The sequence below is a fragment of the Nitrosospira sp. CT genome, from assembly GCF_059489795.1.
On record NZ_JCAHZJ010000078.1, the window covers coordinates 160784 to 175048 of the forward strand.

Annotated in this window: 6 protein-coding genes; all 6 read right to left on the reverse strand. The window is 58.4% G+C overall.

The window, feature by feature from the left end:
* Positions 1-227: 227 nt before the first annotated feature.
* The 6 genes from AC52W5_RS14985 to AC52W5_RS15010 all read right to left on the reverse strand — a co-directional run bounded on the left by AC52W5_RS14985 (position 228) and on the right by AC52W5_RS15010 (position 14261).
* The gene (locus tag AC52W5_RS14985) at positions 228-950 is read right to left on the reverse strand and encodes a hypothetical protein (protein WP_495671582.1); all 723 of its coding nucleotides are present in this window, start codon (positions 948-950) and stop codon (positions 228-230) included.
* The gene (gene pglZ, locus AC52W5_RS14990; protein ID WP_495671583.1) at positions 947-2962 is read right to left on the reverse strand and encodes a BREX-3 system phosphatase PglZ; all 2016 of its coding nucleotides are present in this window, start codon (positions 2960-2962) and stop codon (positions 947-949) included. The genes AC52W5_RS14985 and pglZ overlap by 4 nt, the downstream gene beginning before the upstream one ends.
* Positions 2959-5784 (reverse strand): DEAD/DEAH box helicase, encoded by a 2826-nt coding sequence (locus AC52W5_RS14995; protein ID WP_495671584.1) that lies wholly within the window; start codon positions 5782-5784, stop codon positions 2959-2961. Before AC52W5_RS14995 ends, pglZ begins: the two co-directional genes overlap by 4 nt.
* Before the next feature lie 2 nt (positions 5785-5786).
* Positions 5787-8576 (reverse strand): DNA methyltransferase, encoded by a 2790-nt coding sequence (locus AC52W5_RS15000; RefSeq protein ID WP_495671585.1) that lies wholly within the window; start codon positions 8574-8576, stop codon positions 5787-5789.
* Positions 8577-8593: 17 nt separating this feature from the next.
* On the reverse strand, positions 8594-10432 hold the full coding sequence (locus AC52W5_RS15005; protein WP_495671586.1) for a hypothetical protein: 1839 nt from the start codon (positions 10430-10432) through the stop codon (positions 8594-8596).
* A 94-nt stretch (positions 10433-10526) separates the two neighbouring features.
* Entirely contained in the window at positions 10527-14261 is a 3735-nt protein-coding gene (locus tag AC52W5_RS15010; protein WP_495671587.1) for a DUF6079 family protein, read from the reverse strand.
* Positions 14262-14265: the final 4 nt, after the last annotated feature.

The window sequence follows — 14265 nt, forward strand, 5'->3', positions numbered from 1 at the left end:
TTCCCGCTGCTGTCCGAAATCCGCGATTTCGTGTTCCGTGCTCATCAGTAAATAGGTTCCTTTTGTGACGTGCTTCGGAAGTGCCGCCATCGGCGAAATCGATCCAGATACGCTTGCGGCAACCGTGAGCAAAATGGCCGAGGAAATGTAAAAGTCCGACCGGCTTGAGTGCGCCTCCGCCCATGCCAGTCTTTTAAACCTCGAAAGTTTAGGGGCGGACGCAATCCTCAAAAGGTGGTCCGCAAAGCGACAAACTGGTTACTAGGGCCTTCCGATCTGAGCTCAAGATTCGGACTGGTCGACACTACGTAGGCCAGTGGTCGCGTCAAGTTGAACGGAAACAGCACGGGCAGCGACTGCAGGTTGGGCACGGAAACGGGCTTGCTGGCGTAGCGCACAGCAGCTTCAATCAGCCATGCTGAGAGTTCGTCGTTATCGATCACTATTGGGGCAAGCCGGATAACCCGCTTGCCTTTTTCCACACGCTCAACGGCGCCCCAGCTCGCCTGGCTCTGGATGACCATGTTGGTCATGCGCCGGGTGCCTTCGCGCTCTCCGTAGGTTTCGCTCATGCGGCGATGCACTTCAGCGGCTGCGCAGTCGCCTTGGATGGCGGACAGCCGGCCCACCAGCTCGGCCACCTTGCCAAAGAACGGGTACGTCGCCACGGACATGCTCCAGCACAGTGCCGCGACCGGTATGTCCGGCTGAGTCTTGTGGATGGCCACGCCGCGATCCGCGTAATCAACCAGTTCGGCACGCGGCTCTAGCCACAGCCGATTCAATACGGTGCGTGTCTTCTTTTTGGCTTCCACGCTAAGTTCGGCTGCATCGAGCAGTGCATTCAGATCATCTAGCCCAGCCACGCCTGCACGAATATTCAGTGCCGCAGCCGCCCAATCAAGCTGAATGAACCGATCAAAGCCTATCTTTGGGGCTGATAAATTCATTCGGTACCAATCACATAACTGACTTTCACAAAGGGCACGATCAACTCTTCGATCGACACCCCGCCGTGGACCACCACCTGCTCGCCCTCCGGCACAAAGGCGGTTCGTCCGCCTGCGAATAGGGGCATGAAGTTCGCGGGTAGTCCAGCGATGTCCAACCTAACTGTGGTGGGATAGGCCGCAGCAGAATCGGCTAGCAACGGTTCGCTCCGATAGACCCGCACGCGCTCGCCGCGGGTCTCTGCACTGACGCCCTGGTTGGGCCTGCCGACGCCAGTGGACTCAACGTTGCCGTGGTCCGCCGTGAGGTAGATGTGGTATCCCTTGTCCAGCAGCAGCGAGAACAGCCGGGCAACGAAACCGGTCGTCAACCAGTTCCCGATCCACATCGCCACGTCTTTCTTGGACCGCTCCTTGTGGAGCCGGTCATCCACCTCATCAATCACCAGGCCAACCACCTTCGGGCGCCGGTCGATCAAGTCCGCTTCAAGCGCGTCCAGTTGATCAGTCTGGCGCAACGCGCGTCGGTACATTACCTCATTCGAGTGGACGCCTTCGTTCTGCCAGAACGTCTTCCACAAGGATTCCTCCTTGTCGGTCCGGTCAATGGAGTCGTCGAACTCACGTGGCTTTAGGCCTGAGAACAGCGCCTGGCGCGACACCGATGTCACGGTGGGCAGCCATGCAAATGCGGTTCCCTCATCGAACGCGAAACGTTTCGTGGTGGCAATCAGGCGTTCACGGATTTGCACCCACTGGTCGAAGGCCAGCCCGTCGAATACCAGCAGAGCCACCTTGGTTTCCCCTGCGGATCGCCGATGGCGCAAGAAGCGAGGCACGTGGTGCACCATCACCGGCCCTTTGGTCACCGGCTGCAGGATCAGATTGGCATATTGCTTGACTGCGACCCAGGCCTGAAGTTGCTCGTCTGCCTGCGTCTGCAAAGTCTTGATGCGATCCCGAATCACCGGCAGGTGTTCGCTACCTTCCGTGCTGGGCAGACCATGGGTGCGCGCGAGGATCTCGCCGTAGCGCTTGGCGAACTCGCTCCACTCCTTGTACGAAGAGGCAGCCGTCGGAGTTGCCTTGATCAGACCATCGATGCCTTTGAGCACCAAGGCCTCCAATGCTGCCGGGTCCTGGACGATCCCGGCCTTGATCCAGTTCGGCATCCCCGCCGGTACACTGTGGACCGGCAGCGGATGCAAGCTGCCGTCGAGGAACATGGAATCGACCAGCACCCGCACATCGGAGTGGTCGAACGGAATCTCGAGCTTGGCGACGTAATCAGGTGGCGGTGGTTCCTCAGTACGGGTACCGTCCAGCCCCAATTTCGACAGATAGCGGTACCAGGCATCCTGGACCACGCGCAGCATCGCACTCTTGGACGCCAGCCACGTTGCGACGGGCAGGCCCGCGAATAGCCCCTTGCCTTGAATGATGTCTGCCGCGTGCTGGGCGAACAGCGGCGGCAACGAGCGGTTGGCAAAGTGCATCCGCAGCAGCTCGCGCCAGAAGTCCACCGGGTTGCGAATGGAACGCGGCGTCAGTTGATAGACGTGTTCGAGAATAAAGTCCTTCGACTCGTTCTCCCCACGGGCCGACTGCAACTCGGTCTGGTGGGCATGAAACATGTCTGCGAAATGCTCCGGCTCGACTTGCTGCACCGCGCTGTAAGCCAGCCTGGGGAATAGCTCTGCAAGGCTGAGCTGTACCACCCGACCGTGGTGCACGATGTCCCACGGCAACTCATTTGCGTCGGCGCTGCGTAGATGCAGCACCAGTGAGAGGGCGGGTCCTTGCTCACTGCGATCCCACGCGGCTCGGTATCGCTCTTCATACTCCGCTCGAAACGCGAAAGGGTCTTCATACAGCATCAGCTCGAAACCACGGCTGCGCAGCTCGGTTAGCAGCTTCTCATCGAGTAGCACCTCGTCGGGGTCGCACGCCACCCACAGCCGGGTAAGGTCGGCCGTGAAGTGACTGAGAATGCGTGCCGTCCACAAACTCATCCCAACTGTCCTCCGGGCACGCCGCGGGAGACGCGCACCATCATTACGGCATTCAAATCCGGCCCGCTGGCCTCCATGTCATCCAAAGCGACCATGCGAGCATCGTGTTCCTGTTGCAGTCGCTTGCGCCGATGCTCACGCACGGAGGGCAAACCGATTCGCCCGATCACCTGACCTCGGGCCTCAAAGGCATACACCGCACGTTCGCGTTCTTCCTTCAACCGGACGCCGTGGTCAGTCAGCAGTTCGGTGAAGACCCGTTCACCTTGGGTACTGGCAGCCGCATGTGATGCCTCGAACCACTTCATCGATTCCTCGGCACCAGTCACGTCGTGCACATCCACGGTTTCAGTCAGCAGCAGATCCCATACACGTTTGGCGGTCGGCACGAATGGGCGTCCTTCATCGTTGACGAACACCGGCAGGAAGCGCTTTCGACTCAGCCCCTCAGCCGCCAAGCTAATCTCCCACAGCGACCAGATGCCGCGCACCGAATCCGGCAAACCGGTCACGCGGATCACCGGCAGTGGTTGGCCAGCAACAAAACGCGGTAGCTCACTGATCACAGCTCGGGCGCGCGGGTCTTCCATCGTGACCCATTCCAACTCCGGGTTTTCATCCGCAGTGCGGGCGTCAAAACAGGCCTGCGCCGACTCACTGCCGTCTGCCCATTTCATCCGCCATGCATTGCCCACCTTGGTGGCCGAGCCGCCACGGGCGGCCAGCCCGCTGGTGATGGCGCGCTCCAACCAGAACTGCGCCGGGTGATCGCGCCACTTGCGGGCATCGTCGGCGTTCAGATCGTGTTGGGTGGTGAGCAGGCCGCTGTTCTTTTTCGACTCCGCGAGTGTGGATCGCAGTTGCGAAACCACTGAGTCGCACTCCTGCTCAATGGCGTCCGGGTTCTGCAGGCCATGCACGAACAGTTCGTCGAAGATCGGATCAGCCTCGACCGAATCCATGACGTCGCCCGCCTTGTCGACACCAAATTCCTGCGCGATGACCTCCAGCTTTTCCTCCAGCACCTGGCGCACCCGGTGCTCCACCGTGTCTTCAAGCACGAAGTTGATGGCACGCACCACGTGCTTCTGCCCGATACGGTCCACACGGCCAATGCGCTGCTCAATCCGCATCGGGTTCCATGGCATGTCGAAGTTGACGATGACGTGGCAGAACTGCAGGTTCAAACCTTCACCGCCGGCATCCGTCGAAATCAGCACGCGCACATCCTTGGAGAACGCCTGCTGCGCTCGCGTGCGGGTTTCCAGATCCATGCTGCCGTTAAGCGTCGTCACCGAGAAACCACGGCTCTCCAGGTAATCGGCCAGCATCATTTGCGTGGGTACGAACTCGGTGAAGATCAGCATCTTCAGGGCCGGGTCGCCTTCCTCCTGCTGCAGCTTGTAGATCAGCTCCAGCAGTGACTCAGCCTTGGCATCGGTGCCAGCGGCTTCAGTTTCGCGCGCTAGGTTCAGCAGCATCTCGACTTCGGATTTCTCCAACTCCCAGCCGCTGGACTGCATGGCCAAATCCACCTGGGACTGGCCGTCAAGATCCGTCCACTCTTCAAAGCTGGTGTTCTCGAACAGGTTGGCCTGCGGCTGCGGAGCATCGAGCAGGGCCTGGCGCTTTTCCAGCGTAGTGCGAATGGCCGCCGTGCTGGACGTCACCAACCGCTGCATCAGAATCATCAAAAAGCCGATGTGGCGCTGTTTGGCCGCCATAGCCTGGTTGTAGCCGTGGCGCACATAGTCGGTCACCGCCTCATACAGGCGTTGTTGCGCGCCATGTCGGGCCTGCCAGGCAACGGCCTGCAACCGGGTGACACGCGGTTTGAACAGCGGCTGGCCTTCGGCGTTGATGGACACACGCTTTTCTGTGCGAATCACGTAGGACCGCACCCGGTCCCGGCTGACGCTGCTCTCATCCGGGAAGGCTTCACGGTCCAGCAACTGCATCAGCCGCATGAACTGATCGGTCTTGCCTTGGTGCGGCGTGGCCGACAGCAACAAGAGATAGGGCGATGCCTCCGCCAGTGCGGCACCGAGTTTGTAGCGGGCCACCTGCTCGGTGCTGCCGCCCATACGGTGCGCTTCGTCGATGATGACCAAATCCCACGACGCCGAGATCAGGTCCTCAAAGCGTTCGCGGTTGTAGGTGTTCAGTTGTTCCAGGCTCCAGCCGCGACGGCCCTCCAGCGGCTTCACTGAATCCAGCGAGCAGATCACCTGGTCGTGCATGCGCCACAGGTTCTCTTCCTCGCCCGCGCCCCCGCTGCGCCACTGGCGGAAGGCCGCCAGCTCGGATGGCTCGATGAACTGAAACTTCTCGCCGAAGTGCAGGCGCATTTCCGTCTGCCACTGGCGTACCAGCCCCTTGGGCGCCACCACCAGGATACGCTTCACCCGGCCACGCAACTTCAATTCACGCAGCACCAAACCGGCCTCGATGGTCTTGCCGAGGCCCACCTCATCGGCCAGCAGGTAGCGAATGCGGTCGCGGCTGACCGCGCGGTTCAAAGCATATAACTGGTGCGGCAGCGGCACTACGCTGGACTGGATCGGAGCCAGCAACAGATTGTCTTCCAGCGCATCCAGCAGCTTGGCTGCGGACGTGGTGTGCAGAATCTGATCCACGCTCGGGCGAACGCTTTCCAGCACAGCAAGGTCCGCCGCTCGGGCACGCACCACCGCGTCCTTGGCCGGTAGCCAGACTCTGTAGGCGACCTCTCCCCACACGTCCTGCCGCTCGATTACGCGGCAGGGCGATGCCTGCCGGGTGAACCAGCACCAATCCCCGATGGTGAACCTGCTACCCGCCACGTTCAGATCCCGTCCTCGGTACGCGTCAGCGCCAAGTCATAGAGGGTGAGCAGCTTCTCATCCTCTTGCAGCGTTTCCTCAGGCAGCTTGTTGGCGATGCTGATGATCGTCGCGTAATCCTTGCTGGCCCACGCCGCGCGGAAGCCTGCACGAAGCACCTCCAGACGCGACTCCTTGATCTTGCGACCAGCGAACGTTCGATACGCGTCGAACTCCTTGAGCAGCGCCTTCTCGCGCTTCTTCTCCAGGTCCTGCGCCTTGTTCGGGTCGGGCACGTACCAGCGATCTTTCGCCTTGACCACCAATGCTGGACTGTTTTTCTCTAAACCTCGCAGATCCTTGTGGTTGGTCGAAAGATAGCTGTGGATTTGGCTCGGCACCTCCCCAGTTCCGTCGTACTTCAAGAAGTTGTCCTCAAGCAGCTGATCCAATTCCGGAATGATCTCGCCCTTACGCTTGGCCGAGCCGATCTGCGGTATGTACTCGGGATGAATCTCCGATCGAGTCGATGGCCGCTTGAGTAGGAAGTTGGTCAGCCAGTCAATGGCACTGCGTTCATCGGAAACGAACAATTCTGCCTGTTTCACCTGCGGAATGCGCGACCGTGCCTTTTCGTACTCGACCAATTGATCGGGCAGAAACAGCATGCCATCCATCTCACGAAAACGGACAGGCAATTCGGTCAGAAACTCCGGGGTCGAGATCGGCACCATTGTGCCGTGGCGGATAAACCAAGATGCCATGCGGTCGTAAATACGGCGCGGATCACGCTCGACGATGTTTAGCAGCTCCTGCGGATAGCCGGACGTGACTTTGACGGCCGGCAGCTGCTTTAAATGAGTCTGAATAAAGTCCCAAACGGTATCAGCAGTTGCTCCGTTTCGAACAAACCTCTCCTCCAGGCCACCGTTAGGCTTGTAAGCCGAGATAACAAGATCCTGCTTAACAGTATTCGGAGAGACAACTTGCTGAAAACTTCCTTGGACTTTATTTAGTGCCGTAACCTCGGCAACCACGAATCCAACTTGCTGCAAGGAGACTTGAATTGCGTTCCATACGGAGGCGCGACTGTTCGAAAACACCACTGTCATCCATCTTCCCGGCTTGAGAACACGGAAGTATTCTGCGAAGCATTTTTGCATTAGGTGCTGATATTCGTTGATGCCTTTCTTTTTGACACGATCAATAATGGCTTCAGATGCGGGAGAGGTCGTTACGCCATGCCAAGACTCGACCAAGAAATTCAAGTCTGAGTAGTAAATGTTCTCGCCGAAGGGCGGGTCGGTAAAGATATAGTCCACCGATTCCTTCGGAAGAGATATGGCATGGGCGCTTCCCGTTCCAATAACTGAGTTTCCAATCGTGGTTTTAAATGCAGAGAAAGCCTTTGCGAGTCGGTCCAGCTTGCCCTCAAATTGAGCCCACGGACTAACTTCTGAAATAATTGACGGAACATAAAAGACGCCTGGCAGATCAAGTCCGACCTGGGAGCCGCCAATGCGCCCATGCTGAATCGGCTTGTACCGGTTCAGGACGGACATCCCTCGGATTCCTTGCTCAATAAAGAACATGAGCATCTGCCGTACCCGATGGTCTGGATGCTGCTTTGCTTTGCGCCAAAGGAAGGCCATAGATTGTGCGGGCCTATCCAAGAACATGAAGTGAAGAGCAGCAGTGTTGGTTGTTCGCATTCGACCAACACGGGTCATCTGACAATCTGGAAGTCTGTCTATCGGAAAGTCGTCAGGAATATGCAACGATTGAATCCGCTGCAACACACTTAAATCTTGTGCATCTGGCTTTTTCTCATACTTGGTCTTGCCAATTCGATACTGTATGAATGCCGGAACACGTTTCGGTCGCTTCTCCGGGGTCTTAGTGGCAGGATCGAGAAAGCTCTCGAACGTAAGGTCCATTTGCTCCTTAGTGCCCTTCGCCCCACAATGCGGGCACGTAATGACATCATCAACTCGCTGCGTGTCCTCATTTAGGGCGACATCAGTAAATACAAGCTCACCTGCGCAGGATGAGCAGGACAGAACCTCACTCCAAACCGTGTACTCGATCCTTGCTTTAGTGATGCCATCGCTATGCAAAGTCTCATACATCCACCCAAGTTCATCCTCTGCTTCCTTCAATAGCCGAAGACCTGCTTTGGAGAACCCGTGAACATCAAAAGGCAGGTTGTAATTGGCGGCAATAAAGGTTGCTGCTGGAGATAGGTCGTTGATGACTACTCTTCGAGCTCCCCATCGTGGCGTTGCCTTTCCCTGCTTTCTCCATTCCGTTTCTAGCTCGTCGCGGTACACGAGCGGCGCGACAGCGCACCACTGAGCGGCTACCCCCGTCATTCCCGAGCCGCCAAAGCCATCCAAGACGATGTCGCCCGGCTCTGTGTAATGCAGGATAGATGGCACTATCGCGAGGTGCGGTACCTTCGTGTGGTATGAATGGGCACGGTATATCTGGTCCGTTTTTCCCACCGAGACGTCGATGGTTTGCGGTTCACGGCTGTACTGTGCGCTCGCGTCGTAAGGCTTGCCATAATGGCGCATGAAGTCTTCGAGGAATGGATTTGGGCACGCAGTGTAGTACGGCGGGTCCGACATCGCCAGGATGGCTTCGTCCGTACCCTGTGGGAACCCTTCGATCTTGCGGAACGCCGGATCTTTCAGCTTCTCGGCCAGCAGCTTGGTGAAGTGCTCCCGCCGGGTTTGCTCGCTTGGGAATGTCTGGCCAAGGCATTCGACTGGTCCGGTGTCTTGTTTTTGGTTTGGTAGTAGATCGTTCATCGAAGCAGCTCCAGGAATCATAGGTTCGGGCGCACTTCGCGCACATAAGTGGACTTGTTAACGCCCAGGTATTGTAGGAATGTCTTGAAGACGCCCACGCTTACGGGGTCGCGTGTGGGAAGGATGAAGGCACGGTTGTCAGGGCCTGTCCACTTCTGGTGCCCACCCTTGCCTCCCGCCGGATCGTCGATGTGTTTGAAGAACTTCAGCGCTTTTTTCATCTCGCGCCGCGTCGGCACGTTGAACGTGGACGGATGCGACAACAGACAGTTCGCGATCACGCCGGAGCCAATAAACCGCAGCGGGATATCGCTGGCTCGGAAGTCGTAGGGGAGCGGACCCAGCAGCGTGCTCTCCAAGGGCAAACCGATGGGCTGCACGGACGGCTTGGCTTGCCCAGTGCTCAGCTGGGTGGTGAAGGTTCGCCAGGTGATCGGTTGATTGCCGACGCGCCAATCGTGGTACCCCGGTGGAGATAGATCGAGTGACGACTCGACGATCCTTCGCAGGCCATCCGGGTTTGCTATGCGGCGTGCGAACAGGGCCTGGACCGACTCGGACTGAAACCAGTCCCAAGCGGACCAGTTCGCCAGTGCCTCTTCAAGCCAATCAGGCGTCTCGCGCAATGTGTCATAGACCCGCTGCTTGTAGCGCAGATGGCGAGGCAACAAGGCGTTGACCTCCAGCCATGACAGTGCCGCCTCGACCCTGGCATGGAACAGCTCATGTGCGTAGGTTAGACCGAAGGCAAGACGCGCCGCATTGCTCTGCGATCCGTGGACACGCTGCAACCTAAAGTCGTCCCATAAGCTCAGCGCCAAGTCATCCAGTTTGCGCGCATCGAAATAGATGCCCCAGGTCTCTTCGGCGTAGAAATGGTAAGGCTGAAACCACGCGATCGCTTCGAAACCTTGGGCTTGGCTGTCGCGCCGAATGTCATCGACGCGTTCGCGGTAGTCGCTCTGGTCGAGTTGGAGATCCTCCAGAAACTCAGGCCAGTCCTGCCCTACCATGTCGAGCCCGTCGACTATGACGATGTGCTCCGCGGATTGCATGCCGGTGTCGAACTCAGGCCGCTCGACGTGCACAGATCTTGGTTTGCACAAAGCCTGGGGCAGACGGCGCTGAACGGCCCACCTCACTTCGGGATAAGACGACGGGCCGCTGTTGGGCTCCCATGTAACGAGGCCCAAGCGCCGCCCATCGACCGTGAACCCAAGCAAACCCGTGTAGGTACCATCGCGGGCGGGAGGCCAACCGGAATCGGCGATGGCCTCGGTGGCTGACCGCTCGACGGCACTGGCGCGGGGCGTCGTGGCGACTGGGAAAGCTATCGCCTTAAGCAGGTGTGGCAGCAGGCGTTCCGCAATCAGAACCGGACGCTGATGCGCGCTCTTCATCGCGATGTTCGCTTCTCCCCATCCCCGGTACTTCTCCGTCTCGGGGTGGCGTGCGTGGAACTCCTCGTGTTGCTGTGTTTCGCGCTCCAGTTCTTGATCGAACGCAGCGACTTCTGCCTCGTGCTCCTTCAGCAGTTCGGCCGCCCGCCTTTGAACGACGTCGGTCAGCCATATTCCGGAGGATGGAGCAGCGCTTCCGCCGACCAAGACAAGCAACTCTTTGCCGTCAGGGAGGCTGTATGCGCCCAGGCAATGAACCTTCGCCCTGGCCAATCCCTTCTTCCAGTCTTCGGTGTGACGCAGCACGGTCCAAGCCGCCGCTTCGAGCTGAACGCATAGGGTTTCAGCGCCCAGCGATATGGCCGTAATCCTCGCCTTTGCCCGGGTGCGATGCAGGTTGACGCACCGCTCGCCCGTGGCGACGAACTCGACCACATCGGGATCACTGACCGCCACCTTGACACCAAAGATGTCGACAGCTGTGGACCAAGCAAAGCTGGGGGGAATCCAGCATGGGGGATGACGATTTGAGTTTGAGCCGCTCACCCTCTTACTCCACAACAAACCGTAGCTTGGTAACGTCCTTGCCCTTGCTGTGTTCGCGTAGGAAGGATTCAAAGCGTTCACGCAGCTCCTCGGGCTTGGCTGGCGAGCCACCGTGCAGCAGAGCGGCCTTGATGGCGTCCCCGGTCAAGCTGACCTTCTCTAGCCCGGACAGTGCCTCCTGCGCGGCGGCGGCGAACTCTGCGGTCATCGGGCTCGGCAGTTCTCGTGCGATCAGGAAAGCGTCGATCAGTTTCTTGCTCATCACTGGCAGCAGTCTAAGGCTTTCCTGGGTGAACGGGTCTTCCAGGTTTTCCAGCAGCTTCTGTTGCCAGTTGGCCAACAATTCATCCAGATTGTCATCCAGTTTGTGCAGGCGGTTGGCCGCCGGGATCAGTTCCAGTTGTTCAGCAGACGGACGGAACTGGCAGTGCGGACAGATGGGCGCGGTTACCAACGTGGGCTCATCCAGCAGAGAGCAGCTCTTCAGCCCGTTGAGTGCTTCCTCAAAGGCAGTGAGCTGGCTGGTGGGCATCAGCGATACACCTGCTAGCACGCGCAGAGCTAGCAGGCGGGGGTCTTTGCGCAGAGCGTTGCGGGTCTTGTCCTCGGCTACACCCAGCCGTGCCTTGCTATGGGTGGCAATGTAGGCGGTGATGTAGCCCTTCTTGAGCTGGTTGAGCGTCTGCCGATATTCGGCTGCGTGCTCGGCCGTGCGGTCCTGGCTGAGCTTTTCCTGCAATGCCTTACGCGCAGATTCGGCCTGCTTCACCCACGGATGCTCGGCAGGTAGCACCATCTCGGCCTGTGAGAGATAGGATGCCTCGCTCCCCAGCTCCACCACCACCTCCAGCAGACGCTCGACGGCCGCCAGGATCTCCAGATTTTTTTTCTGAGCCGCAACGCCTTCCTGCGTGACAGCCAAGCGCTTGAGTTTTCCAATAGTGTTGTACGGCATTAGCGACTCGGTGAACTTCTTCAGCGAGTCCAGCCGGGAGTGCCAGTCCTTGGCTTCTTCCTCACGCAGCAGGTTCTGGCCCCAAAAGCCCAGCTTGCCTTGCTGCAGGTCGGACCCGGCCTTGAGCACACGCGACACCAGCGCGCTGACTTTCTCCTGCAGTTTGATTACCGGCTCGGTGTCACCCTGGCTCGCCTTCTGAGCCAGGCCGGACGGCAGATCGAACAACTCGAACAGGGCGCGCAGTAGGCCGAGATTGATCTCTTTGGGAGCCTCGACGTGCTTGAACTGCTTGAGTTCCTCCAGCGAGCATGCCGCCAGTTGCGCTAGCTTGCCGGAATCGATCTTATCGCCGGTAATCGACAGCACGATGTCGCCGGAGTAGACCAAACCACCAAGAACGACGACCAGCAGATCCGGCTCTAGCCGGTACTTGATGGGCGCGAAATACTCGACGTCGGAAGAGCCAGCCAGCAACTCGCTGCGATTGAGCACTTGGCCATGGCCTTTGGCTTTGAGCCGGTTTAATACCTCTTGCGCGTAGCGGGAGTTGGCTGTGTCAACGCGGTCGCCATCAAGCAATTCCAGCGCATCCAGAATGGCTACGGCATCCTTAGTCCGAGTGCCGCCGGCCAGTGCGCGCAGTGCGTTGCCCACCAGCTGCTTGCGGTTGGCCTCGGTAACCAGCACAGAGAATGTGGGGTACTCCGGTGAGAGATCGAGGAAGCGCTGGCCCAGCACCAGGCCTGAGATGACGTTCACCACGTCGCGGAAGTTGATGCGCTCGTCAGCGCCGAGCCGCGCACGGTCACGCAGAGACACACCCTTGGACCAGTCCTGCAACGTCTTGGTCTTGCCCTGGTAGGTGACTTCGAAGGCTGAGCTGTAATTCTCCTGGAACCACTTATTCATGTCCTTCAGTTTGCCCCGGGCCTTCGACTCATAAATGCCCTTGGCGCCACCGCTGGCGGTGGATGCCAGATCTAAGGATGCAGCGTAGAAAGATAAATAGAGCTTGATGTCATTGTCTAAACCCTTGAGTCTGAAAAAGACCTCATCCGCCAAAGCGTTGTCCGTGAACTTCGGCTTGTCGAAGGGCTGGATGAAGTAGATATAGAAGTCCCGCTCCGGCTGAGCCGTGGGGCGATCGTTCGGGGCGCCGAAGAACAAGTATCCCATGCGCTCGACACGACGTTCTTGCCATTCGAGCTGATACTGCCAGATCTGGAAGCCGGGGTAACGCAGATCGTCACTGCACTCCATCAGCGCCTTCACGGCGCTATAGTAAGCTCGGTCGAGCTGATTGTTATCCAGGCTCCCAGCTCGGTTGGAGATTAGGGCGTCGTAGTCGACGTCCTTCTTCAAATCCAGAAAGTACTGGCGATTATCGTCAGATTTGGAAATGAACTGGCCATTGACCGTTTTAATCAATTCGTTCAAGGCCATCTGAACCGCCGTCAGCAAATCTTCAGCAGGATCAGGCATATCTTCAAAGCCTGGTTGGTACAGACATAATGAATCTCGAAGCTCTTCAACAGTCGGCCCGATAGGAACGTGAATGTCACCAGTGGTCAAGCGCCGGACGGCCAGAGCTTTGACAATCCTTAAAGCCATGGCTTTGTAAGCTGGCTTTGTGAAAGATTGCTCGACCTTTGACTCCAGCACCTCGGAGACGCGCATCACTTCCTTGATGTTCGGGTCGGCACGAAGCACTGAGTTGGTCTTGATGGTGTTCCAGAAGCTCTCGTAGCTGATGAACAGCGGCTTGTCAGCAGGCACTTCCTGGTCGAGAATGGCCAGCATCGCGGCTTCGATCGTCTTGAGTGCGCCGCGCTTCTCGGTGAAGTGGATCTGCTCGAAGGTTTTCAGGTAATCCGGGTGGACCGGGAACAGGCGCACGTACTCGTCCATGCGCTCGTTCATGGAGCCATAGAACTTGGCAAACGGCGTCAGGTACTCGCGGATCTTGTTCTGCTGGTCGGCGGACTTCTTAAGCAGACGCGCGGAGACGACGAAGCTGACGTCCTGGCGGTCGATGAGGATCTGGGTGAAGCGCTCGTTGACGCGGCGCATGCTGTCGGCGACGTGCTGAAAGCGCACGCTGTCGAAGATGGCCTCCTGCACTCCGGCCACGAAGCGGAATTTCAGGTGCTTGGTGACTTCACCCATCTGGCGCAGGATGGCCAGGTCACGGATCAGCTCGTTGTCCTTGCGTGATTGCAGGTACTCAAGGAACTCATCCACCACCAGTAGCAACCCTTGATCGGGATAAGCCTCATTGAAGGTCATCATCATCTCCTCAAGCGATTCCTTATTGTTGAGTTCTTGGCCGGCAGCAGGGAAGGAGTAGCTGACGCCGAGCTTTTCTAGGAAGCGCTCAAGCTGCAAGGTGATGATCTGTCGCAACGGCATTTCCAGGCCCCCTACCTCGATGCGCAGCACCTTGAAGCGACCAGCGATTGGGGCAACCGCCTCGGCAACTTTTCGGTGGCGGATCATCGGCGCATAGGCTGCGTCTTCAGCCACCAACGACAGCACCGACATCAAGTGCGACTTACCGGTACCGTAGTTGCCGACGATCAGCACGCCCTTGTGATCGACCGACTCGTCGAAACTGAACTGGGGAACCATGAGCTTGGAGATCCGCTCCGCCATGTCGTCAGAAATGACGTAGGTTGCGACAAGCTTCTTGGCTTCATCCGGGCGGCCGGCGTCGAGCAGCTGAATGACTGACTCGATCTGCTCGAACTGGATCAGATCTCCGTATTTCATGTTCTTGGCCATATGG